Here is a 23,119-nt window from a genome sequence, read left to right as displayed (position 1 = left end):
ACACCCGCCCGACCATGACAGCGACCGGATCGGTCAGAGACGACACCACACCATGACCACATCTCACCTCACCCCGACCGATCCGGTCGCTACCAAGCCGGACAAGCCTCACATTCCAGTACGGGACGGGCGCACCTTCACCTCGTTCCGCGACGCAATCAGCATCACCGGCGTATGGGTTCTGCTCCTGGCAGCCACACTCATAGCCCGCCCCGACTTCCTCTCGAACCAGACCCTGCTCGCCGTCACCTTCACCATGTCCATCTCCGGGGTCCTCGCCGTCGCTCAGGCCCTGATCGTCATCAGCGGGGGCCTCCTTGACCTGAGTCTGCCCGTATCCCTGACCCTGAGCGCCTGGGCCACAGTCAGCGCACTGAACGCCGGATTGCCGACAATTGTCGCCATCCTCTCCGGTTTGGGAGCCGGAGCCTGCTGGGGCCTGCTCAACGGTGCCATCGTCGTCTTCGGGAGACTGAACCCGATCATTGTTACCCTCGCAACCGGGTTCGGCGGACTGGCAATCATGCTGATCCTCTTCAAATCAGCACAAATCCCCTCAGCGTCCTCGTTGCGGGCCTACGGCCTCGGACGCTTCCTCGGACTGCCCAACATCTTCTGGCCGATGGTGCTCACGATCATCCTCTTCGGTCTCGCCCTGACATACACCCGCTGGGGTCGCCGCCTCATCGCGGTCGGAGGCAACGCCCGCGCTGCCAAAGCACGCGGTCTCAACCTCCGCCGGATACGCCTGGCGACCTTCGCCGGATCCGGAGTCGTCGCCGGCCTTGCCGGAGTGCTCTTCTCGGCCGTCAATCCGAGTTTCACCCCGGCCTCCGGGACCGGCTTCCAGCTCATCGTCATCGGAGCGGTCATCCTCGCCGGCATCAGCCTCTCCGGTGGAAAAGGAAACCTCCTCGTCCTCCTACTCAGTGTCGGATTCCTCGCGACCATTCCGACCTCGATCGCGTTCTTCGGCCTACCCCCAGCCTGGTCACTCGTCTTCCAGGGTGCACTGCTCATCATCGCCGTCGGCATCGACGGCGCCCGGTTGAAGAGGACAAGCCGATGACTACCCTCACTTCCCCGCTCTTCGAAGACACCCCCCAGTCCTTCCGGCAGCGAACACTCAACTCCTTCAACGGACCTGTCGGAAGCATCACCGCCACTCTCGCAGTCACCCTGCTCGTCGGACTCCTATGGGTCGGTCCCGAGTTCTTCGCCCCCTCGAACATTCAGATCGTCGGCGTGAGCGTCGCCATCCCGTTGATCGTCGCCGTCCTGGCGTCATTCGCGCTGCTGGCAGGCGTCGTGGACCTCTCCATCGGCTCGATGGTCGGCTTCGGGGCGGTGATCTTCAACCAACTCGTGGCCACAGGGATGAACCCATGGCTGGTCGCCGCCATTACCATCGGCGTCGGTGTCGTGGTCGGACTGACCAACGCCTTCGTCATCGTCTATTTCGGCGCTGAACCCCTCGCAGTCACCCTCGGCATGCTCACCCTGCTGCGCGGACTCAGCCAGGCGATCGTCGTGAGCGCACCTCCCTCGACCCTGATCGACCCGCTCTACAACGTCACACAGGGCGCCCTCCTCGGATTCCCCACTCTCCTACTCATCGGGATAGGCATCACCCTCGTCGCTGCCGGCTTCATCGGCAGAACCAGGGCCGGCCGTAAGGTACAGGCCGTCGGTGGAGACCACCGGGCTGCCGCCCGCGCCGGAATCTCAGTCACGAAGGTGCGCGTCGTCGCCCTCGTCGTCAGCGCCGCCGGAGCGTCCATCGGGGGGATCCTCTACGTCGGACAACTCGGTTCAGCCTCGAACATCCTCGGCACCGGACTCGAGTTCCAGATCTACGCAGCCCTCATGATCGGTGGGTACTCCATCACGCGCGGCGGAGTCGGCAACCCACTCGGCGGCCTCCTCGGCCTGCTGGTCGTCGCCGGCATCACCAACATCCTCAACATCCAGTTCTTTGACCCCGACTACCTCGATCTGATCGTGGCACTCATCCTGCTCGCCGCCGTCCTGGTCGACCGCTACCGCGGAGGAGACGAATTCGAATGACCCAGCACACCCTTGAAACAAGACCCTTGGGACGCACAGGCCTGCGCGTCTCCCGACTCTGTATCGGAACGGCGGCATGGGGAGTCTCCTCCCCTGTGCACGAGCTCACCGTCAGCGAAGAAGACGCCATAGCAACTGCCGGTCGGGCGTTCGCCGGACCCGTGACCGTCCTGGACACCTCGAACAACTATGGCGACGGGGAGAGCGAGCGTCGGGTCGGGGCCGCTATCCGGCAGTACGGGCTACCTGACGGTTTCATTATCCAGACGAAACTGGATCGCGATCCGACAACGGACACCTTCGACACCGATCGGATGGGTGCCTCGCTCGAGGAGAGCCTTGAACGCCTCGGATTGGACCGCGTGCCCATCCTCTACCTCCACGACCCGGAACACATCGGTTTCGACGCGGCTATGGCCCCTGACGGGCCTGTCGAAGCTCTGCGGCGCTTCCGGGACGAGGGCTACACCGATCACATCGGAATCTCGGGTGGTCCGGCGACCATGCTCCAGCAATTCGTCGAGACTGGGCACTTCGATGCGCTGATCACGCACAACCGTTTCACCCTCGTAGACCGCACCGCAGACCGGCTCCTCGACGCCGCCACCAAGGCCGACGTCGGCGTCATGAACGCAGCCGTCTACGGAGGCGGACTGCTCGCCAACTGGCCGCGATCAACCAACCGGTACCACTACGCCGAAGCCAAACCGGAAATCGTGGCAGCTGTCGACGCCATGGGTGCTGCCTGTGCCAGGCACGGCGTACCACTGCGGGCAGCCGCCCTGCAGTTCTCCACCCGCGATTCCCGCATCTCATCGACCATCTGCGGAGTCGTCTCCCCTGAACAGGTCGATGAAGCAGTCCTGAACTTGCATCTGGCCATCCCTGACGCACTGTGGGACGAACTCGAGGCCATCTGCCCGGACCCCCGCACATGGATCAATGACTGACCACCCCGCGCACCCCACCGAAGACGCCACTGCTACTTCCACGGACAACCCGAGGATTGTGCTGCTCGTGGGAGCAGGAGCCCACAGTGACCCCTGGCATGCCCTCATCGCGACAAGTCAGCGGATAGCAGAGCTCCTGCATGACGACGGCTTCACGAACGTCCGCATTGCGAGCACGCATGAGCAGGATGACTTCCGCGAGGCCATGGACGCGGCGGAGATCCTGATCGTCAACGCCAGCAGCGACCTGTCCCAAGCGGCGCCCGACTCGGCGGCCCTCATGGATGCCATCACGGCTCACTGGCATCGAGGAGGAGGTGTCCTGGCATCGCATTCGTCCGCCCTCGCCTTCCGGGACGACCCGCGCTGGGCCGAGCTGCTCGGCGGACGCTGGGTTCCAGGGACCACCATGCACCCCCAGATAGGAACCTCCCTCATCCAGGCGGCCCCGCACACCCTCGACACCTTGACCTTCGACGACTTCACGGTCTACGACGAGCGGTACACCCACCTGGAAACTTCGACGCAGGTGCAGACCCTGGCCATACACACCGAAGACGGCACGACGCACCCGCTGATCTGGGCCAATGACACCCACAAGAACGACGGCCGGGTCGCCTACGACGCCCTCGGTCACGGAGTCGAGTCCTACGATTCTCCCGCCCACCAGCAGGTATTCCTGATGCTCGTCCGATGGATCGCCGGCATCAACATCGCGGCTGGGCAGAAAGGACCAGCATGACCGTTGCACACGATTCCCACAACACGCTGGTGCGTCACGGGTCTCTGGGCATCGACCCGGTGTTCTACGAGATCATCTGGCTGGGACGGGACCCGGATCGGGTGCTGTCGGGCTTTCCTGACACGCACCTGACCAGTCGTCCTGCCTGGCGCGTCGTCGCGGGCTATCTGATGCTGTCGAAATCCTCCCCCGGTTCCGGGGAGGAAACTCTCGGGGTATTCAGTCACGGGCACCCTGTAGGTCAACTCACCGAGACCACGGATGGCACGATCTCCCTCCGATTCGACGCTCCCCCACACCTCGACGGACGGGTGCTGCGATCCCAGGCGGGCATTGCCGTCGTCGCCGACCCGGACACCACTTTCCACCCGGGTGGGGAGGAGCATGAAGTCCTGCTGGCCGCGCCGATTCCGGATCGACTGGGCTTTACGCTCGTGCATGGGCCGGCCACAGGTAAAGTCGAGAACCGCATCGGGCTCCTACACAGCCTCAGGCGTCTAAAGGGGGACCATGGGTGAGATCGGCATCAAGGACGTCGCGGCGAGGGCGGGTGTGTCCGTCAGCACGGTCTCCAACGCCCTCAACAGGCCCGAACTCGTGTCGAGTTCCGCCGCTCACCGGGTCGCCGAAGCCATCACCCACCTCGGGTACGTCCCCAACACTGCCGCCCGGCAGCTCAGAGCCGGGCGCAGCAATGCGATCGGCATGGCTGTCCTGAACATCACCAACCCGTTCTTCGCCGACGTGGTGCTCGGTGCCGAGGAGGAAGCCGAGAGGGCCGGCTACTCGATCATTGTCGGCAACAGCTACGACTCCGAGGAACGGGAGTCGCGGCACCTGGACCTGTTCGAGCGCCAAAGAATGGACGGGATTCTCATAGCACCGGTCCGCACCCCGACAGCCATGCTGGAACGCTTCCGGCAGCGCGAGGTACCCGTTGTCCTCGTAGACCGGGCCGACAAGGAAGGGATCTTCCCCTCCGTCTCGCTCGACGACGTCACCGGCGGCGCCATGGCCACCGAACACCTCCTTCAAGGAGGAAGCCGCCATATCGCGTTCATCGGAGGCCCGCTCACCGTAGACCAGATGCGCGAACGTTTTGAGGGATGCCGATCCACCGTCGAAGCCGCCGGTGCCCGCTTCACCTTCATCGAGACCACGACCCTGAATCCGCGGCTCGGCCGCGACATCGGTGACCGCATCGCGGCCCTGCCGTTGAGTGAGCGGCCCGACGGGATCTTCGCGGCCAATGACCATGTTGCTCTCGGCATCCTGCAGAGTCTTATTCGCCATGGCGTCGGGGTCCCCGGCGAGATAGCGATCATCGGCTACGACGACATCGATTTCGCCGCCGCCGCCGTCGTCCCCCTTACATCCATCCGGCAGCCGGCTATCGAGATGGGTTCCCACGCCGCACGACTGCTCCTGCAGGAACTCAAAGCCGTGCCTCCGTCCGAGGTGCAGACCCGATTCGAGCCTCTCCTCGTGCCGCGCCAATCAACCCGGCACTGACACCACAGGAACCGACGACCAGATACAGACGGATCCGGCACTGCCCGCTCTGCCCGCCGACTCATTACCCCACCCACGTCTTGGAGGATGCCCGTGTACTACGGAGCCGACTACTACCCCGAACAATGGACGCCCGAGACCTGGGACGAGGACATCCGGCTCATGCAAGAGGCCGGAGTCAACCTTGTCACTGTCGGGGTGTTCGCCTGGGCCCGCATTCAGCCCGATGAAGACTCCTTCGACTGGCAGTGGCTCGATGACGTCCTGGGCCGGCTGCACGAAGCAGGTATTGCGGTGGACCTGGCTACCGCCACAGCATCACCACCGCCCTGGGCTTCCACGCGATATCCGCAACTTCTCCCTCAGGATTCAGACGGGACAACCTACTGGCCAGGCAGCCGTCAGGCCTACGCTCCCAGTTCGCCGGACTACCGGCGCCTCGCGGCCAGGCTCGTCACCGAACTGGCCGCACGCTACGCCCACCATCCAGCGGTCGTCATGTGGCACGTCAACAACGAATACGCATGCCACCTGCACTACGACTATTCCGACAACGCCGCGACTGGGTTCCGCCAATGGCTCAGCAATCGCTACGGGAGCATCGACGCGCTGAACGCGGCGTGGGGAACCCTTTTCTGGTCCCAGCGCTACAGCGCCTTCGACGAGATACTGCCGCCACGCACAGCGCCCTACAGCCACAACCCGTGCCAGGCGTTGGACTTCAAACGCTTCACCTCCGATACGCTGCTCGGGCTCTTCATCATGGAACGAGACATCATCAGGGCCTCGGGGGCACAACAACCGGTCACCACCAACTTCATGGGGGCCTTCCCGCCCCTGGACTACTGGAAGTGGGCCGAGGAGCTCGACTTCATCTCCGACGACAACTACCCCGACCCCAACGACCCCCACTCCTTCCGAACCGCGGCCTTCACACGCGACCTCATACGATCCCTCAAGCCAGGACAACCCTGGGTGCTCATGGAACAATCCACCAACGAAGTGAACTGGCGTCCGAGCAACGCACCCAAAGCCCCCGGACAAATGGCTGCGCTGTCCATGCAAGCCGTAGGCCACGGCGCCGACGGCATCATGTTCTTCCAATGGAGGCAGTCCCAGCGTGGCAGTGAGAAGTTCCACTCCGCAATGCTTCCCCAGGCAGGGACGACCACCCGCACCTGGCAAGAAGTCGCAGACTTCGGGCAAACACTTGCCGGCGTGACCGATCTACCCAGTGGTGAAGGTTCCAGCAGAGCGAAGGTCGCTCTCGTGTTCGACTGGGAGAACTGGTGGGCGCTGCAGAACCCCGACCACCCTGCCGAACTGGACTACCTGACCCTGGTGCAACGCTGGTACGCCGCCCTTCACCGCCAACACCTCTCAATCGACCTGGTCCACCCGACCGGAGACCTGACCGGATACAAGGTCGTCATCGCACCCAATCTCTACCTCCTCACCGATGACGGGGCGGATAACCTCACGCGATTCGTCAACGGCGGCGGCCACCTCCTCGTCACTGCCTTCAGCGATATCGTCGACGAACACGACGCGTTCCGCAGCGGAGGGTTCCAGGTCGGCCTCCGAGACACCCTGGGTGTTACCGTGCACGAATTCGGGGCCCTCGTTCAACCCCAAACCACCTCCACCGGTCCCACGTCCGCCGGTGAGACACACCAGACTCACCAGGCATCACTACGTGAGCCAGGTGAGGACCACGCGCTCTTCGACACGCCCGTCGGGGTTCTCACTGGCCAGCACTTCGCCGAAGTACTGGACATCCTCAACCCAGCGGTCACCGTACTGGCACCGTTCACGACAGGCCGCGTCTCTGGCGGGCCAGCCCTCACCGCCCTCCATGCGAACCTTGACCAGGTCAGCGGCGCCCAGCCCAGCGAATACAGCGAACAGAGGGATCCCCGGGAGGAGGGGGAACACGGGCGGGAGGGTGGTGTCGGCTACTACCTCGCGACCATTCCGGACGACCACGGGATGCTGCAGCTCACGCGATGGCTCATCAGCCAGGCCGGTATCAGGCCTGAGCTGCCCGATTCGGGCTCGGTAGACCTCGAGTACGTCGAGGTAGCCCGTCGTGGTGACGTCCTGACCCTCATCAACCACGGCCCGGATAGCGTCGTGGTGCGCCTACCCGATCCGGTATCCGGCAACCAGTCGTCGCCCTCCCGGGTGGAGCTCGGCCCCCATGGGTGGGCGCTGATCGGTGCTAGCGGCCCACTCCACCGCTCTGGACGTCCTTAACACCTTCCCTGACCGTTACTCACGAAAGAACCTGATATGGATTACACACGCCTCGGCTCCGCCGGCGCCGTCGTCAGCAGAATCGCCCTCGGCACCATGAACTTCGGCCCTGTTATCGGGCGGGAGGAGTCTTACAGCATCCTGGACCTCGCCGTGGAGAACGGCATCAACTTCATCGACAGTGCGGACGTGTACGGCGGCCGCCCCTGGGGAGACCAACCCGGCCAATCCGAGGAACTCCTCGGCAACTGGATGCAGGCCCGGAGCAACAGGGACTCCCTCGTGATCGCAACGAAGGCCTACGGGCCCATGGGGCAGGGCCGGAACGACCGGGGACTGTCGGCCCTGCACATACGTGCTGCAGTCGACGCTTCGTTGCGGCGCCTGCAGACCGACCGGATCGACCTCTTCCAGATGCACCACATCGACCGGGCAGTACCCGTCGATGAGGTCCTTGATGCCTTCACGATTCTGCAGGCCCAGGGCAAAATCATCTACCTCGGCTCATCGAACTTCGCCGGCTGGAACATCGCCCAGTACCGTGAACATGCCTCAACGCGGAACCAGCTGCCAATCGTCACCGAACAGTCGGTATACAACCTGGCTCAACGGCTCCTCGAACTCGAAGTCGTCCCGGCCGCCCAGGAGTACGGGATGGGTATCCTTCCCTGGTCCCCGCTGGCCAGCGGTCAACTCGGTGGAGTGCTCCGCAAATCCGATCGGTCCCGGTCGCAGGACCTCGACCGGTTGGGTGAACGCCGGACCCAGATCGAGAAATACGAACGCTACGCCGAGGAGCTCGGCGTCGACCCGGCCGTCCTTGCGATCTCGTGGCTGCTGCACCAACCCGTCGTCACCGCGCCGATCATCGGGCCACGCACAGCCGGACAACTCACCAGCGCCCTCGGGGCCTTGGATCTGTCGATCACTGCCGAGCAGCTCCGGGCCCTGGACGAGATCTGGCCCGGGCCTGGCGGCCAGGCTCCTGAGGCCTATGCCTGGTAGTACCAGGCATAACGGGTCACAGTAGGGAAGGCTTGTGGGCTCCCCTACTGTGACCAGACCTGGGGTCGGGAGCGGACGGGTTCGCCAGTAGCCGCCGCTTCCTGCATCAGCAGGGACAGGTAGTGGTCCTGGCTTGCTTCCGCCAAGCTGTACAGGTCAGGACCACCCTGAACATGCTCAGCCATCCGCACGAGGCATTCTGCGATCGCCAGTTCGTCATCGCTCAGCCGCGCGGGCATGAAGTCGTTGGTGAACACCCACTCAGTGCCGGCCATGATGCCGCGCAGAAAGAAGCCCTCGAGGTTGCCGCCCTCCCCCGCCGCCATACGACAAAGGGACGTTGACACCGGTGTGCGGTAATCGGCGAGGTAGCGGACGTCGAGGTCGTTGATCTCTCCCCGGTCTCCCCTGACGAGCAGCCGGTTCGCTCTGATCCAGGAAAAGTATTGTTCGGCTGCAAAGTCGTAGACGCCGAGGCGGTCGCCGAAGTCGAATCGAGCAGAGACTTGTTCGGCGGTGATGACGACCTCCTGCTGCGGATCTCCGTGCCGGCTCGGACCCTGTACCAGCGGTGACTCGAAGATCGAGGCGGTGATTGTCACGGCATCGAAACCCACGCCCAGGGCGCGGCGCATGATGCTCACTCCGTGATAGTCGTGGCATTGAGCCACCAGCACCTGACTGACCCGGCCCAGACGGCCGGACGCGGCGAGGTGCAGTTGTGCGCGCAGGAGCGGGGACAGATGGTACTGCTCAGCCACCTGAACGACAGCTCCCTGACGCACCAGTTCATACAGGCTTGAGAGCGCCCTAATGTCCGGCCCGGGAGGCGTCTCCGTCAGTACCGGAACCCGAAGTTCGGCAAGACGTCGAATGATCTGCGGTGCGACATCCCGAGGGACGGACACGACAACAAAGGCCGGAGACGTAGCCGCCACAAGGTCCTCGATCGAGGCGAAAGACCGCACACCCCATATGTCTCTGATACGTCTACCTGTGTCCTCGCTTCTGGTCACCAGGCCGACTACGTCAAAGCGCTCCGGCAGCTCCCGCGCCACACGAAGGAAGAACTCGCTCCTCCATCCACTTCCGACGATGCCGAAGCGGATACGGCCGCCCGCGCTGCTCGTACTTTCAGCTATCGATGACTTCAATGCACTCTTCCTTTCACGGAGTCGCTTCCGGTCGACCTGAGCGAGCTCCTACCGTCTCCCCTTTCACGCTTGCTCGTCACGGAATGCCGAGCACCGTTGTGGCCCGCTGGTCGTAACCGTTGGAGCCTGCTCCGGGCGTGGAGTGCCGTCAGTATGAACTCGGGGTCCTTTCGCTCTCACGCCCGCCATCTGTGTTCCTGTAAGCAGGAAGACGCCTGCGATCAGCACGCAAACCGCCATGACGACCGCAGTAGGCAGGGGGGATGACAATCCGAACGCACCCGACACAGGGGCAATAAGAGCTGATCCTGTCATATTCGCCGCTCCAAGGAGCGAGGCAGCCGTACCAGCACGCAACCCATGATGCTCCAGGGCGGTCGCCTGAATTGCTGGGCTGACCAACCCGAACGAAGTGGTGAACGCCATGATGGGAACGGTCAAACCCCACACCCCAAGTTCGGGGGCAAGGCTGACGCTCAAGACCAGGATCACCAATGCTGCGACCAACGCGAAAGCCCCCACACGAATCACAAGACCGGGCGAGGACCGTTGAGCTATCACGCCGCCGATCTGCGCGCCCACCACCATCAAAGCGCCCTGCGCCCCGAACACGAGCCCGTATTCCGCTGGGTTCAACCCGAAAACGTCCTGCAGCAGGAACGAACTGCCCGCCATGTAGGACATCATCGCGGCGAACAGGAAACCCCCTGCCACGGCTAGAGCACGGAATTGTCCATCGCGCAGAAGGCTGCGGTAATCATCGCGCAACCGCACGCTTTTGCGAAGCCGGCGCCGCTCAACAGTATGCGTCTCGTTCCGCAGCAGGATCACCCCGGCAACACACAGCAACACCACGCCGTACCCCAGAAGGACCCAGAAAAGGCCCCGCCAGCCCACAACCTGCAGCAACTGAGCCCCCAGGGCAGGTGACAGCACCACGAACAGACCCGAAGCAATGGAAAGTCGCGCAAGGAACACAACCAGGCGTTTACCGCTATACAGGTCACGGACGATGGCGATTGCCAACACAGCGCAAGCGGCCGATCCCGTGCCTTGGAAAGCGCGACTGGCGATAAGCCACTCCACAGTCGGTGCAACGGCGCAGGAAGCAGTTGCTATGCAGTACAGCACGATCATCACGACGAGCGGTCGTGCCCGCCCGACCGCATCAGAGACAGGGCCCGACGCTAGTTGCCCGATACCCATACCGACAAAAGCGGCTGTAAGAGTGAGCTGGACGCCTGACTCGTTGGTCCCGAGTTCGCGGCGCATCGCTGTGAACGATGGAAGGTACAGATCCATAGTCAGCGGCCAGATAATCTGAAGCATTACAAGCGCACACACCAGCACTACGAGACGCCGGCGTGGCGCTTCTCGCTTCACGTCTGTGCCCTTCCACGCTGGGTCAGCACCCCACTGCGTCAAGTAGCCTGCTTAGCTCGACTCGCATGTGCTGGAAACCGCTTTCCACTGGTCGTCTTATCGTGCGCTACTCCTCGGGCATCGTCAAGATGAACTCGCACGTCGGTGCTTGCCACCCCGGTGAGCTACAGAACTCGAAGGTTGGAGGAACACGTGCCGCACTACAGCACGTGTCCCTCATCGCGACGACATCACTATCCCGATCAAGGTGAGCCAGCACCCCGACTTCCAAGGCCTTTGGGCCAGCAGCATTGCTGCAGCTGCCGATGCTTCCCTCATGGGGGCGGCGCAGGCCTACCTCGATGTGCACTCAGAATCATCGCGCCTATCGCCAGTGGCGCAGCGTGAATCAGCTACCCGATCTGCTCGCGCCCGCCGGCTGGGCATCTGAGCGAGGAGCTTTCAGGAGATGGGTCCGGCGATCAACGAAAGGAGTGTTCTACTACGCCCTGTGTCACTTTGGGTGGAGTATCAGGTACTGCTTGCGCGCCGGCATGGCGTGAATGACGAGTCCATGGCCGCTGACACTCTTGACCTCACTGGTCGGTACGATCTGGGGAGGAATCCTGTCACCGGCCCGCGGAAGCCCTCCGCCATCACGGCGGACGGCCACTTCCTAGGCGACCTCACAGCTTCCGGACGAAATTCTTTCCAATATGGTCGATCAGTACCGATGAACCTCGGGTTGTGACCTCGGGGCAGACGCGAATAGAGGAGCGGCATCAGAAGCCGCGCTCAGCCGCCCTCGATCCCAGCCGCCGCCCGTGTTGAAGAGCGTTCCTGCTGGAACTCGACCGGGAGGCCCCAGCGCATTCGCCTGCGCCAGCCAATGGGTGATGGCACTACCAACGCGCCGCGGCGGTCAGCCGTCCGTCAGCCGTCCCCCAGTGCGATGACGGTCACTGCCCGCTCCACGGCGTACACCGGGTCCCGTGACTCGCCCTTGACCTGGGCGTCCGCCTCGGCGAGGGCTCGGATGGAACGTGCGAGGGCGTCCGAGCTGAAGCGCTGGGCTTCCTTCCGCGCCTGGTCGACCTGCCACGGTGCCATGCCCAGGTCCTTCGCAAGCTGCATCGAGGACCCCCTGACACCATGGACCTTCGCGACGGCGCGGACCTTCATCGCGAGCGCGGCGACGATCGGGACGGGATCTGCTCCTGTCGCGAGAGCGTGGCGCAACATGGACAGCGCCTGGGCCGTGCGTCCCGCCAGGGCCGCGTCGGCCACCTTGAATCCCGTGGCCTCCACGCGTCCGCCGTAGTACTTCTCCACCGTCTCGGCGGAGACATCGCCCGCGGAGTCGGCCATGAGCTGCTGGCAGGCTGCCGCGAGTTCCGGCAACTGCGACCCCACGGCGGCGACGAGCGCCCTCACGGCGTCCGGGTCGATGCGACGACGCGCCAGCCGGAACTCCGTCGTGACGAATTCCGCTTTCTCGCCGTCCTTCTTGAGAGGCTGGCAATCGACGACGGTACCCACGGCCTTGATCGCGTCGAGCAGCTTCTTCCCACGGTTGCCGCCCGAATGACGCATCACCAGGACGACATCCGGTGCTGGATCCGTGAGGTAGGCGAGCGCGTCGACCAGGAATGCATCGTTCATCTGCGCCAGCCCTGCGACCTCGATGACCTTCCAGTCACCGAACAGTGACGGGCTCGCGTGCATGGTCAGTGTTCCCGCCTCGTAGGATCCGGCGTCGAAGCTGACGAGCTCCGCCCCCGGTTGAGCGGTGCGGACCTGTGCCCGGATCGACTCGGAGACCTTCGACGCCAGATAGTCCTCGGGACCGGACAGCAGCATGACGGCCGCAGGACGCGCCTCACGCCACGATGCCGGCTGCTGGTTGGAGCCGCTGCTGCGGCCGGCGGGTGATCTTGTTGCCACGTGGCGAGGTTCCTTCCGTCAGACCTCCTTCTACTGTTTCACGGCGCGGCCATGCCTCAAAGCTGCGGACACCCGGTGGCGTGCCGGCCCTACCGGAGCTGGCGGACTTCGACCGTGTCGCCGACGACCTCCACGGTGAACGACCCGAGCTCGTCCGTCCTGGCCGTGGCAATGCCCAGGCGGGCGAGGGCGTCGATGATGACCGCGTGGGGGTGCCCGTAGTCGTTGTCCTTACCCACGGAGATGAGCGCGAGGCTGGGAGCGATCGCTTCCAGCACCGCCGTGCCCCCGTTCCGGGCCCCGTGATGGGCGATCTTGAGGATGTCCACTCCCCCGTCGGCCAGGGCAGGCTCGGTGGCCAGCAGGGCGGCGGCAGCGTCCTCCTCGAGATCTCCCGTGAGCAGCAGCGTCACGGACCGGTGCGGCGTCGGCACGACGACGTCGAGGACGGCGCTGGCGTTGTTCTCCTCCGACGTGACGGTGTCCCCTGTCGGCCAGAGGACGTCGACCTGGATCTGTGGGAGGTCGAGAGTCGTCGAGCTGGTCAAGCGCTCGGCCTCCAGTCCGGCGGCGGCTGCAGCCTCCGTGACCTCACGGGGCGGGTTCTCCTCGCTCGTCGAGTAGTACAGGACCGTGAGGGTCCTTCCCCGCATGGCCCCCTCGACGCCGCCATAGTGATCGTCGTGCAGATGAGTAATAACGAGCGCGTCGATCACATCGACCTCCAGGCGGTCCAGGCACCTGTCGATGGCGTCGGGATCCGGTCCCGCGTCCACGACCAGCGCATGGCCGGCTGTCGTCCTGACGACGATGCCGTCTCCCTGACCGACATCACACATCGCCATCACCCAGCTCCCCATGGGCCCGCCCATCGCCCGGTGGATCATAAAGGCACCTCCGACGGCGCACAGGACGACAAGGAGGACGAGCGCGGCGCCGCGGTGCCGCCGGCGCCCGTCCTTCCTGACGCCGGAGGTCCGGGCCCCCCGTGGGGCACGTCCGGACGGGGGCGGGCCCGCCCCTGGACCCGGGTCCGGATCAGTGCCGGTGCCGCCATCCGGAACCGGCGGCAGAGGTGCGGCGATTCTCCTTCCCCACCACCCGGTGATGGCCTCCCGCTGGACCATGAGCACGAGAAACGACAGTGAGGCGAGTGCGGCCACGGCGGCGCCTGGTGCTCCCGGGATCCACGGCACGGATGCCGCCGGCGCAGCAGCAAGCGTGTCGGCAACGCCTGCGATCCACCGCGTCCCCCACTGGGCTGCAGCGATGAGGGGCTGCGCGAGGACAGGAGCGGCCACCAGCGCGAGGACGGCCAGCATCCCCACGAGAGTGATCGCGGGGACCACGGGCGACGCCAGCACGTTCGCCGGCAGCGAGTACACCGGGAGTACCGGCTGGATCAGGACGAGGATCGGTGTGCAGAAGAGTTGTGCCGTCAGGGGGATGGCGAGCAGTTGGGCGGCGACACGCGGCATCACGAGTTCGAGCGTGTCGACGGCCCTGGGCCCGGCGGTGACCAGCCCCAGGGTTGCTGCGACCGAGAGCAGGAAGGCGAAGGACACGGAGAGCCACGGGTCCACCGCGAGGAGGATGATGATCGACAGCATCAGCAGGGTCAGGGACGCCCTGCCGCGTCCCGAGAGGACGGCGGCCACTCCGATCGTGCCCATCACCGCGGCCCTGAGGACACTCGGTTCAGGGCGGACAAGCATCACGAAGCCCACCAGTGCCATCACCGCGCCGGCGGCGGCGGGTAATCGTGGGAGTCGGACGGCCCTCAGTCCGAGGAACGCGAAGGCGACGACATAGGAGCAGTTCGCTCCGCTCACGGCGGTGAGATGGGTCAGCCCGGTGACCGTCATGGCCTTCTTCAGGGCGGGCTCGAGACCGGCCCGGTCACCGAGCACCATCCCGGGCAGCAGACCATCGGGGGAATCCCGAACGGCGAGGTCGCGAAAGCGCGTTCTCAGGTCGGCGGTGTAGCCGAGCCACCCAGCTGCCTTCGTGACCGCCGGTCTGCTGGAGGGAAAGAAGACCGCGGCCGCCTCGCCGATGCGATCGGGCGGTTTCGCGATGCCCAGTACACGGACCGTGTCTCCCGTTCCGAGACCCGCCCACTGCTCCGACCCGAAGACCACGACGGGCGTCGTGGAAGCGAAGGGATCACCGCGCAGCATCCCCCCGATGACGTCGGCGTCGAGGAGGTAGCGGTTGCCGCCGCCGAAGGTTCCGGGACCCAGCAGCGACGGTTCCCCCGAGATCCGGAGGACGGCCGTGAACGGGATCCCGCCGGCAACGGCGTCGTCCACCGGTCCTGCGTCCGCTCGGGCGAGGCTCCCGGCAGCGGCCAGCAGGACGAGCGTCATCGTTGCTGCTGCCGCGAGGGCCTGCGCGGCCACCAGCGTCCTCTTCCGGCTGGACCCGGACGGGACGAGGAACACGAGGCACGCGAGGACCAGTCCGACCGCAGCAGCGAGGAGGCCACCCGCCGCAGCCCCCGTCGCTCCACCCCGGATGGCGATCGCGGCCGCCGCCCATGCCACTCCGGCGGACGGTACGAGGCGGAGGTCACCACTCCACCGCCGTCGACGGGGCCGCTGTGCGCCGGCCGTCGTATCGTCGTCCCCGACCGCCCGGTGGGGCTCCGGGGCGCCCGGGGACGCCACGGGACAGCTCACCGCACCACGATGAGGGGAAGGATCCCTTCGAGCATCCCCGGCCCGATTCCCGGTACGGCGTCGATATCGGCGGGCTGCCCGAAAGGGCCGTTCTCCTCGCGCCAGTCGATGATCCGCTGCCCCAGAACCGGCCCCACGCGGGGCAGGAACTCGATCTCGGCGAGGGTGGCGGTGTTGATGTCGATGACCCCACCCGGGCCGGGGCCGGCGCTGTCCGGAGTTCCGCCGGAGGCGCCGGCCTGCCCGCCCGAAGGTGCTGCCGGTGCGTCCGGCACATCCTGATCGGTCCGCGGCTCCTCACCCACGGCGAGGAGGTGGATGTGCTGTCCGTCGGACGGGGTGGCGGCGAGATTGATGCCCTCGAGGTCCGCCTCGGGAAGAGCACCACCGGCCTTTTCCAGTACCTCGAACAGGCGTGTGCCGGACGGGATCGTGACCACGCCGGGCGAAGCCACCGCACCCGTGACGTAGACGACGACCGTCCCCTGATCGGCACGGCCAGCCGGGACAGGCGTTCCCGCCGATGACCCGCCCGACGCGTCGTCGCCACGCTCCCGGGAGTCCCCCTGCTGCTCGCCCCCGGCTCCGGGCCCACTGCCCTCGCTCGCGGCACCGGAGGCACCGTCGCCTACATCAGGACCGACCGAGCGGGGAGCGTCGGGCGGGCCGGTACCCGGGTCCTCACTGCTGGGGGATCCGGCGTCGAGCTGCACCGACACCGCAGCGGCAGACGGTTCGGAACTGCGCACCAGGAACAGCCCTGCACCGATCGCCAGCGCGACCCCCAGGAAGACGAGCGCCGCAGACCGGGCGATGCCCCACTGCACTCCGCTTCGAGGAGGACCCTCATCCTGCCCTCGCTGGAGTGGAGGACCCTGATCCCGCCCGGCCGGCCGTGAGAACGGACCCGAGGCGGGACGCTGCAGGACATCGCTCCGGCAAAGCATGGGCTGCTCATGGCCCGCACCCCTGCCCGGGCCCTCGTCGGCCCGCGAGGAGTCGGTCCGACCCTCGTCCTGCGGCCGAGAAGCGGGCGGGCGAAAATGGGGCGACGGAGAAGCAGACGGCGGAACAGCAGACGGCGCAACATCAGACGGCGCAACATCAGACGGCGCAACATCAGACGGCGGAGACATGGACGCCTCCGGGAGCTGTACCCCTTCGTCCCCCGCGGTTGGCCATCGGTGCTTTCCCATGGGGCAACGCTAGGACCGGCGCACTGCGGACCCGCGGACGGCTGGTGCTATGTGGACATCCGGCTGGAATCGCCGCCAGCAGCCCCCAGGACGAGCTTCAGGACGCCTCCCAGGAGCGGTCAGGGCCGGTCGGACGTCCCGGGCTGGTCCGCGGTGACGGTCACGGCGACGACGCCGAGGCCCGCGTGCGCAGCGAGGACCGAGGGGCAGGGAGCCAGGGACACCCGTCCCGTCCCTGCCACCGCCTCGAGACGCTCGGCCAGGCCGCGTGCCTCGTCCTCGTTGCCGAAGTGGTGCACGGTCAGCAGGACGCCGCCCGGCCGGGTCGCGGCGTCGGCTTCGACCAGTTCCTGGAGCCGCGCCATCGCCCGCGGCGCCGACCGCATGCGTTCGAGGGGTACCAGCCGCCCGGCCTGCACGTGGAGGATCACCCGGACGGACAGGAGCGTGCCCAACCAGCCCGCGGCCGCGGTGACCCTGCCGCCGCGCCGCAGCTGCTCGACGCTCGGCACGTAGAAGTAGAGCGCGGAGGCACGCGCCGCCATGGCCGCGGCGGCCGCAGCTGCCTGCAGGTCAGCGCCCGCCCGGGCGGCAGCGACGGCGGCGAGGGCAGCACGGCCCTGGGCCATGCCCGCCGTCCTCGTGTCGATCACCTCGACCGGGATCGTGGCCCGTGACGCCGCCAGCCGTGCTGCTTCGACCGTCCCGGACAGCAGCCCCGACAGGTGGACGGACACGACGCCGTCGTAGCCTTCCTCCGCGAGGCGTCCGTACACCCTGTCGAACTGGCCCGGCGACGGACGGGACGTGCGCACGTCCGACCCGGCGGCGAGGGCCACCATCAGCGGTTCCGTGACGTCGTCGTGCTCACCCGTGAGGATGTCGGAGCCCACGAGGACCGGCATCGCGACCACCCGCACCTCCGCGGCCGCACCCCCGGGTGCCAGCCAGTCGGGGGGGAAGCCCGCGGCCGAATCGGTGACGACGGCCACCCGCACCGTGTCCCCGTGCGCGGGGGCCGCCGGTCCCGGCTCCATCAGGCCGGGACGATGTTGACCAGTTTGGGCGCGCGCACGATCACCGTGCGGATCCCCCGGCCGTCCAGGACGCGCTGCACCTGCTCGCTGGCGAGGGCGAGCTCGCGCAGGTCGTGCTCGGCGATGTCCGGGGACACCGTCAGCCGGTCCCGCACCTTGCCCTGGACCTGGACGACGGCCACGACGCTCTCCTGCGTCAGCAGTCCGGCATCCACCGCCGGCCAGCCCGCCGTCGCCACGGTGGCCTCGTGCCCGAGGCGGTTCCACAGGTCCTCCGCCGTGTAGGGCGCGAAGAGGCTGAGCATGATGGCGACCGCCTCGGCCGCCTCACGCACCGCGGGGTCAGCGCCGCCCGCACCCGAATCGATCGCCTTCCTCGTCGCATTGACGAGTTCCATGAGCTTCGCGATGACGACGTTGAACTTGTTGGCCTCCATCAGCTCCGAGGCCTCGGCCACGGTCCGGTGCGTCACCGAGCGCAGTGCCCGGTCACCCGCCGACGGGTCGGCTCCGACTTCGCTGGTGACGTCGCCACCGAGGCGCCAGGCGCGCGCCAGGAACTTCGCCGAGCCCGACGGCGAGACGTCCGCCCAGTCGACGTCGTCCTCGGGCGGGGACGCGAACACCATGGTGAGGCGCACGGCATCGACGCCGAAGCGGTCGAGCTGCTCGCCGAGGTCCACGCCGTTGCCGAGGGACTTGCTCATGGCCTTGCCGCCGTTGAGCACCTGGCCCTGGTTGAGCAGCGCGCTGAAGGGCTCGGTGAAGCCGACCATGCCGAGGTCGAACAGCACCTTGGTGAAGAACCTGCTGTACAGCAGGTGCAGGATGGCGTGCTCGACGCCGCCCACGTACTGGCCGACGGGCAGCCAGCGGTTCACGGCCTCGGTGTCGAACGGCGCGGTGTCCAGCTGCGGGTCGACGAAGCGCAGGTAGTACCAGGACGAGTCCACGAACGTGTCCATGGTGTCGGTGTCGCGGAGTGCGGCGCCGCCGCAGTCCGGGCACGCCACGTTGACCCATTCCTCGACGGCGGCCAGCGGCGACGTCCCCTTGGGAGCGAGGGCCTCGCCGCGCAGGCCCTCGGGCAGCGTGACGGGCAGCTGGTCGTCCGGGACGGCGACCTCACCGCACGAGGGGCAGTGGATGATCGGGATGGGCGTGCCCCAGAAACGCTGCCGCGAGAGCAGCCAGTCCCTCAGGCGGTAGTTGATCGTGTGCTCGCCCGTCCCCTGCTCCTCGATCAGCTCGATCGCGCGCCGGATGGCCTCGGCCTTGTCCAGGCCGGTCAGCTCGCCGGAATTGACCAGGGTCCCCTCGCCCGTCGTCGCGATCCCGGTCTCGGCGGCATCCGCCGCTCCGGTGTCGACGACGGTGCGGACGGGCAGGTCGAAGGCCCGTGCGAAGTCGAGGTCGCGCTGGTCGTGCGCGGGGACCGCCATGATCGCCCCGGTGCCGTAGTCGGCCAGGACGTAGTCGGCGGCCCAGACGGGCAGCTTCTCGCCGTTGAGCGGGTTGACGGCGTAGCGGCCGGTGAAGATCCCGGTCTTCTCACGCTCCGTCGCCTGGCGTTCGATCTCCGACAGTCCCTTGACCTGCTCCCGGTACTGCTCGAGGTCCGCCCTCCGGTCCGGCGTGACGAGGTCCAGCGCGAGGTCGGCGTCCGCGGCCACGACGAAGAACGTCGCCCCGTACAGGGTGTCCGGCCGGGTCGTGAAGACGGTGACGTCGCTCGCCGGCAGGTCGCCGTCGGCCTCGATCCGGAACCGCACGTGCGCGCCCTCGGAACGGCCGATCCAGTTGCGCTGCATGGCGAGCACGCGCTCGGGCCAGTGGCCCTTCAGCTGCTCCATGTCGTCCAGCAGGCGGTCCGCGTAGTCGGTGATCTTGAAGTACCACTGGTTCAGGTTCTTCTTGGTGACCATCGTCCCGCAGCGGTCGCAGGCGCCGTTGATGACCTGCTCGTTCGCCAGGACGGTCTGGTCCTTGGGGCACCAGTTCACCGGCGAGTTGCGGCGGTAGGCCAGCCCCTTCTGGAAGAACCGCACGAAGAGCCACTGTGTCCAGCGGTAGTACTCCGAGTCGGAGGTGTGCAGCCGGCGGCTCCAGTCGGCGCTGATCGCGTAGCGCCGGAACGAGTTCGCCTGGGTCTCGATGTTCGCGTAGGTCCACTCTGCGGGATGGGCGTTGCGCTTGATGGCCGCGTTCTCGGCGGGGAGCCCGAAGGAGTCCCAGCCGATCGGGTGCAGGACGTCGTAGCCCTTCTGTCGGTAGAAACGCGCCGCGACGTCGCCCATGGCGAACGCCTCGGCGTGGCCCATGTGCAGGTCGCCGGAGGGGTAGGGGAACATGTCGAGCACGTAGCGGCGCTCGCGCTCGCCGTCGTCGGCCGGTGCGAACGCCTGGAGTCGGTCCCAGACCGCGGGCCACTTCGCCTCGATGGCGGAGAAATCGTAGGTGTTCTCGTCCGGCTGAGCGCCCTCGGGGTTGATGCTCACTGTATGTTGACCTGTCCTGTCGGTGGAACGTCGTCCTGCTCGATGCTTCTTCTCTGCTGCGCTGCCGCGGACCCGCGCCCCCGTTGCCTCGGGGTGTCCTGCGCCGGACACACAAAAGCCCCTCACACAGGGAGGGGCCGCCGCACGGTGAGTACCGTGCGGCTAGGTAAGCAGGAGGGCGCGGAGCATGCGTTCACTTTAGCAGTGCCCGCAGCCCGACGACGGATTCCGGGTTGCAGGGGTGCACCTGCTAGGTCCTGCCCGGCCCGCCCTGCGGCGGACCGGACATGACCCGGTGATGGGAGATGAGTGCTAGCGCACGTCCTCGTCGACCCAGTCGAAGGTCTTCGTGACCGCCTTCTTCCAGAGGCGCAGCTGGCGCTCCCGCTCGGCCTCGTCCATGGACGGGTTCCAGCGCTTGTCCTCGGCCCAGTTGGTGGCGAGCTCGTCGGTGTTCTTCCAGAAGCCGACGGCGAGGCCCGCAGCGTAGGCAGCGCCGAGCGCGGTGGTCTCGGTGACCTTCGGTCGGATGACGGGGATGCCGAGGATGTCGGCCTGGAACTGCATCAGGGCGTCATTGGCGACCATGCCGCCGTCGACTCGAAGGTCCTCCATGTTCACCCCGGAATCGGCATTCGCCGCGTCCAGCACCTCACGCGTCTGGAAGGCCGTGGCCTCCAGCGCCGCACGGGCGATGTGGCCCTTGTTGACGAAGCGGGTGAGCCCGACGATAGCTCCGCGGGCGTCCGAACGCCAGTACGGTGCGAAGAGGCCGGAGAACGCAGGGACGATGTAGACGCCACCGTTGTCATCGACCGTCTTGGCGAGCTGCTCGACCTCCGGGGCGCTCTTGATGATGCCCAGGTTGTCGCGGAGCCACTGCACGAGCGAACCCGTGACCGCGATGGAACCCTCGAGCGCGTAGACCGGCTTCGCGTCACCGAGCCGGTAGCAGACCGTCGTGAGCAGGCCGTTCTTGGAGTGGACGATCTCCTCGCCGGTGTTTACGATCATGAAGTTGCCGGTGCCGTACGTGTTCTTCGCACCGCCCTTGTCGAAGGCGGCCTGGCCGAAGGTCGCCGCCTGCTGGTCACCGAGGATGCCGGCCACCGGCGTCTCGCGCAGGAGCTGCGAGGTGTGCACGGTGCCGTAGACCTCCGACGAGGACTTGATCTCGGGCATCATCGACACGGGTACGCCGAAGTCGGCGAGGATCGACTCGTCCCACGCCAGCGTCTCGAGATCCATGAACAGCGTGCGCGAGGCGTTGGTGACGTCGGTGATGTGCACGCCGCCGTCGGTGCCGCCCGTGAGGTTCCAGGTGACCCAGGAGTCCGTGTTGCCGAACAGGAGGTCGCCGGCCTCCGCCTTCTCGCGTGCCCCGTCGACGTTGTCGAGGATCCACTTGATCTTGGTGCCGGAGAAGTAGGTGGCCAGCGGCAGGCCGACCTTCTGCTTGTACCGTTCGACGCCGCCGTCCCGTGCCAGCTCGTCCACGATGTTCTGCGTCCGCGTGTCCTGCCAGACGATCGCGTTGTAGACGGCCTTGCCGGTGGTCCTGTCCCAGACGACGGCGGTCTCGCGCTGGTTGGTGATGCCGACTGCGGCGATGTCGTGGCGTGTGAGGTTCGCTTTGGAGAGTGCGGTGCCGATGACCTCGCGGGTGTTGTCCCAGATCTCGGCGGGGTCGTGCTCCACCCAGCCGGCTTGCGGGAAGATCTGCTCGTGTTCCTTCTGGCCGGAGGACACGATGTCCCCCTTGTGGTCGAACACGATGGCCCTGCTGGAGGTGGTGCCCTGATCGATGGCTATGACGTACTGCTGCGACATGTCTTGCTCCTTCATTGGATGGACGTCGTTGATCGGCGGCTGCGCACAGCCGCCGAACCGGAAGGGGGACCTACGCGGCCGCTACGGGGAACGTGACGAACTGGACGACGATGCCGGCGAGGACACCACCGATGATCGGTCCGACCACCGGGACCCAGGCGTAGCCCCAGTCGCTGCTGCCCTTGCCCCGGATGGGCAGGATGGCGTGGGCGATACGGGGACCGAGGTCGCGGTTCGGATTGATGGCGTAGCCGGTGGGGCCGCCGAGGGATGCACCGATACCGACGACCAGCAGGGCGACCGCGAGGGGGCCGAGGCCCGTTGCGGTGGGGCCGAGGGACAGGATGACGAAGACGAGCACGAACGTGCCGATGATCTCGGTGACGAGGTTCCAGCCGTAGGAACGGATGGCGGGACCCGTGGAGAAGACGCCGAGCTTGTTGGCGGGGTCCGGCTCCTCGTCGAAGTGCTGCTTGTAGGAGAGCCAGCACAGGACCGCACCGAGGATGGAACCGAGCATCTGCGCCGCGAGGTAGGCGATCGCATTGATGAAGTTCTTGTCGACGCCCGGAGCGAATTCGGCGGTGTCGCCGTTGACCCAGAGACCCATCGTGACCGCGAAGTTGAGGTGGGCTCCGGAGAGGGCTGCGACGTAGACGCCGGCGAAGACTGCGAGCCCCCATCCGAAGTTGACCATGAGGAAGCCGCCGTTATTGCCCTTGGTCCTGGCGAGCGCGACATTCGCGACGACGCCCGTACCGAGCAATAGCAGCAGCATCGTGCCGAAGGTTTCGGCAACAAATACTTCCAGAGACATCATTGACTCCTCTATCTATTCATTTATCGACGGGTGCCGCCGCCTCGACGGCACCCGTTGGTTCCCCC

17 protein-coding genes and 1 pseudogene are annotated in these 23,119 nt (G+C 66.4%); 8 read left to right on the top strand and 10 right to left on the bottom strand.

All coding sequences use genetic code 11. The features are described from left to right. The first annotated feature begins 52 nt into the window (after window positions 1-52). From ACX80J_RS14070 to ACX80J_RS14035, 8 genes are all read left to right on the top strand, one after another. Complete coding sequence (locus tag ACX80J_RS14070; RefSeq protein WP_459348187.1) at window positions 53-1,069, top strand: ABC transporter permease; 1,017 nt, start codon at window positions 53-55, stop codon at window positions 1,067-1,069. Further along, window positions 1,066-2,067: an ABC transporter permease gene (locus ACX80J_RS14065; RefSeq protein ID WP_459348186.1), complete on the top strand. Its 1,002-nt coding sequence runs from the start codon at window positions 1,066-1,068 to the stop codon at window positions 2,065-2,067. The genes ACX80J_RS14070 and ACX80J_RS14065 overlap by 4 nt, the downstream gene beginning before the upstream one ends. Continuing rightward, complete coding sequence (locus ACX80J_RS14060; RefSeq protein WP_459348185.1) at window positions 2,064-3,017, top strand: aldo/keto reductase; 954 nt, start codon at window positions 2,064-2,066, stop codon at window positions 3,015-3,017. The genes ACX80J_RS14065 and ACX80J_RS14060 overlap by 4 nt, the downstream gene beginning before the upstream one ends. After that, the gene (locus ACX80J_RS14055) at window positions 3,010-3,759 is read left to right on the top strand and encodes a ThuA domain-containing protein (protein WP_459348184.1); all 750 of its coding nucleotides are present in this window, start codon (window positions 3,010-3,012) and stop codon (window positions 3,757-3,759) included. The genes ACX80J_RS14060 and ACX80J_RS14055 overlap by 8 nt, the downstream gene beginning before the upstream one ends. Then, window positions 3,756-4,277: a hypothetical protein gene (locus ACX80J_RS14050; protein ID WP_459343236.1), complete on the top strand. Its 522-nt coding sequence runs from the start codon at window positions 3,756-3,758 to the stop codon at window positions 4,275-4,277. Before ACX80J_RS14055 ends, ACX80J_RS14050 begins: the two co-directional genes overlap by 4 nt. Further along, window positions 4,270-5,271 carry a LacI family DNA-binding transcriptional regulator gene (locus ACX80J_RS14045; RefSeq protein WP_459343237.1) on the top strand — a complete coding sequence of 334 codons (1,002 nt, stop codon included), beginning with the start codon at window positions 4,270-4,272 and terminating at the stop codon, window positions 5,269-5,271. Before ACX80J_RS14050 ends, ACX80J_RS14045 begins: the two co-directional genes overlap by 8 nt. A gap of 93 nt (window positions 5,272-5,364) precedes the next feature. After that, window positions 5,365-7,527 carry a beta-galactosidase gene (locus tag ACX80J_RS14040; protein ID WP_459343238.1) on the top strand — a complete coding sequence of 721 codons (2,163 nt, stop codon included), beginning with the start codon at window positions 5,365-5,367 and terminating at the stop codon, window positions 7,525-7,527. A gap of 36 nt (window positions 7,528-7,563) precedes the next feature. Further along, entirely contained in the window at window positions 7,564-8,532 is a 969-nt protein-coding gene (locus ACX80J_RS14035) for an aldo/keto reductase (protein ID WP_459343239.1), read from the top strand. 44 nt (window positions 8,533-8,576) lie between these two features. On the opposite strand, the gene ACX80J_RS14030 is transcribed toward ACX80J_RS14035, so the two are convergent. From ACX80J_RS14030 to ACX80J_RS13985, 10 genes and pseudogenes are all read right to left on the bottom strand, one after another. After that, window positions 8,577-9,293 carry a hypothetical protein gene (locus tag ACX80J_RS14030; RefSeq protein ID WP_459348281.1) on the bottom strand — a complete coding sequence of 239 codons (717 nt, stop codon included), beginning with the start codon at window positions 9,291-9,293 and terminating at the stop codon, window positions 8,577-8,579. 9 nt (window positions 9,294-9,302) lie between these two features. Then, window positions 9,303-9,686: pseudogene (locus ACX80J_RS14025) on the bottom strand (Gfo/Idh/MocA family oxidoreductase); the annotation flags it as partial. Between the two features lie 63 nt (window positions 9,687-9,749). Beyond that, window positions 9,750-11,030, bottom strand: a complete 1,281-nt coding sequence (locus ACX80J_RS14020; RefSeq protein WP_459348277.1) for a multidrug effflux MFS transporter — start codon at window positions 11,028-11,030, stop codon at window positions 9,750-9,752. Between the two features lie 951 nt (window positions 11,031-11,981). Then, window positions 11,982-12,992, bottom strand: coding sequence for a DNA polymerase III subunit delta (gene holA / locus ACX80J_RS14015; protein WP_459348183.1), 1,011 nt, complete (start codon window positions 12,990-12,992; stop codon window positions 11,982-11,984). An 89-nt stretch (window positions 12,993-13,081) separates the two neighbouring features. Then, on the bottom strand, window positions 13,082-15,538 hold the full coding sequence (locus ACX80J_RS14010; protein ID WP_459348182.1) for a ComEC/Rec2 family competence protein: 2,457 nt from the start codon (window positions 15,536-15,538) through the stop codon (window positions 13,082-13,084). A 131-nt stretch (window positions 15,539-15,669) separates the two neighbouring features. Further along, complete coding sequence (locus tag ACX80J_RS14005) at window positions 15,670-16,500, bottom strand: SLBB domain-containing protein (RefSeq protein ID WP_459343243.1); 831 nt, start codon at window positions 16,498-16,500, stop codon at window positions 15,670-15,672. A gap of 488 nt (window positions 16,501-16,988) precedes the next feature. Next, window positions 16,989-17,906: a DegV family protein gene (locus ACX80J_RS14000; RefSeq protein WP_459348181.1), complete on the bottom strand. Its 918-nt coding sequence runs from the start codon at window positions 17,904-17,906 to the stop codon at window positions 16,989-16,991. After that, entirely contained in the window at window positions 17,906-20,404 is a 2,499-nt protein-coding gene (gene leuS, locus ACX80J_RS13995; RefSeq protein WP_459348180.1) for a leucine--tRNA ligase, read from the bottom strand. The genes ACX80J_RS14000 and leuS overlap by 1 nt, the downstream gene beginning before the upstream one ends. 312 nt (window positions 20,405-20,716) lie before the next feature. After that, the gene (gene glpK / locus ACX80J_RS13990; RefSeq protein ID WP_459348179.1) at window positions 20,717-22,234 is read right to left on the bottom strand and encodes a glycerol kinase GlpK; all 1,518 of its coding nucleotides are present in this window, start codon (window positions 22,232-22,234) and stop codon (window positions 20,717-20,719) included. Between the two features lie 70 nt (window positions 22,235-22,304). After that, window positions 22,305-23,051: an MIP/aquaporin family protein gene (locus ACX80J_RS13985; protein ID WP_459343247.1), complete on the bottom strand. Its 747-nt coding sequence runs from the start codon at window positions 23,049-23,051 to the stop codon at window positions 22,305-22,307. Window positions 23,052-23,119 lie beyond the last annotated feature (68 nt).

The organism is Arthrobacter rhamnosi (assembly GCF_054510975.1).
Note: the sequence above shows the minus strand (reverse complement) of the source record. Positions and strands in the feature narration are given on the sequence as shown.

Bases quoted from the DNA above. Each gene is read 5' to 3' on its own strand.
- ACX80J_RS14070 (WP_459348187.1), top strand. From the start codon at position 53: ATGACCACATCTCACCTCACCCCGACCGATCCGGTCGCTACCAAGCCG.
- ACX80J_RS14065 (WP_459348186.1), top strand. From the start codon at position 1,066: ATGACTACCCTCACTTCCCCGCTCTTCGAAGACACCCCCCAGTCCTTC.
- ACX80J_RS14060 (WP_459348185.1), top strand. From the start codon at position 2,064: ATGACCCAGCACACCCTTGAAACAAGACCCTTGGGACGCACAGGCCTG.
- ACX80J_RS14055 (WP_459348184.1), top strand. From the start codon at position 3,010: ATGACTGACCACCCCGCGCACCCCACCGAAGACGCCACTGCTACTTCC.
- ACX80J_RS14050 (WP_459343236.1), top strand. From the start codon at position 3,756: ATGACCGTTGCACACGATTCCCACAACACGCTGGTGCGTCACGGGTCT.
- ACX80J_RS14045 (WP_459343237.1), top strand. From the start codon at position 4,270: ATGGGTGAGATCGGCATCAAGGACGTCGCGGCGAGGGCGGGTGTGTCC.
- ACX80J_RS14035 (WP_459343239.1), top strand. From the start codon at position 7,564: ATGGATTACACACGCCTCGGCTCCGCCGGCGCCGTCGTCAGCAGAATC.
- ACX80J_RS14000 (WP_459348181.1), bottom strand. From the start codon at position 17,906: ATGGAGCCGGGACCGGCGGCCCCCGCGCACGGGGACACGGTGCGGGTG.
- glpK (WP_459348179.1), bottom strand. From the start codon at position 22,234: ATGTCGCAGCAGTACGTCATAGCCATCGATCAGGGCACCACCTCCAGC.
- ACX80J_RS13985 (WP_459343247.1), bottom strand. From the start codon at position 23,051: ATGTCTCTGGAAGTATTTGTTGCCGAAACCTTCGGCACGATGCTGCTG.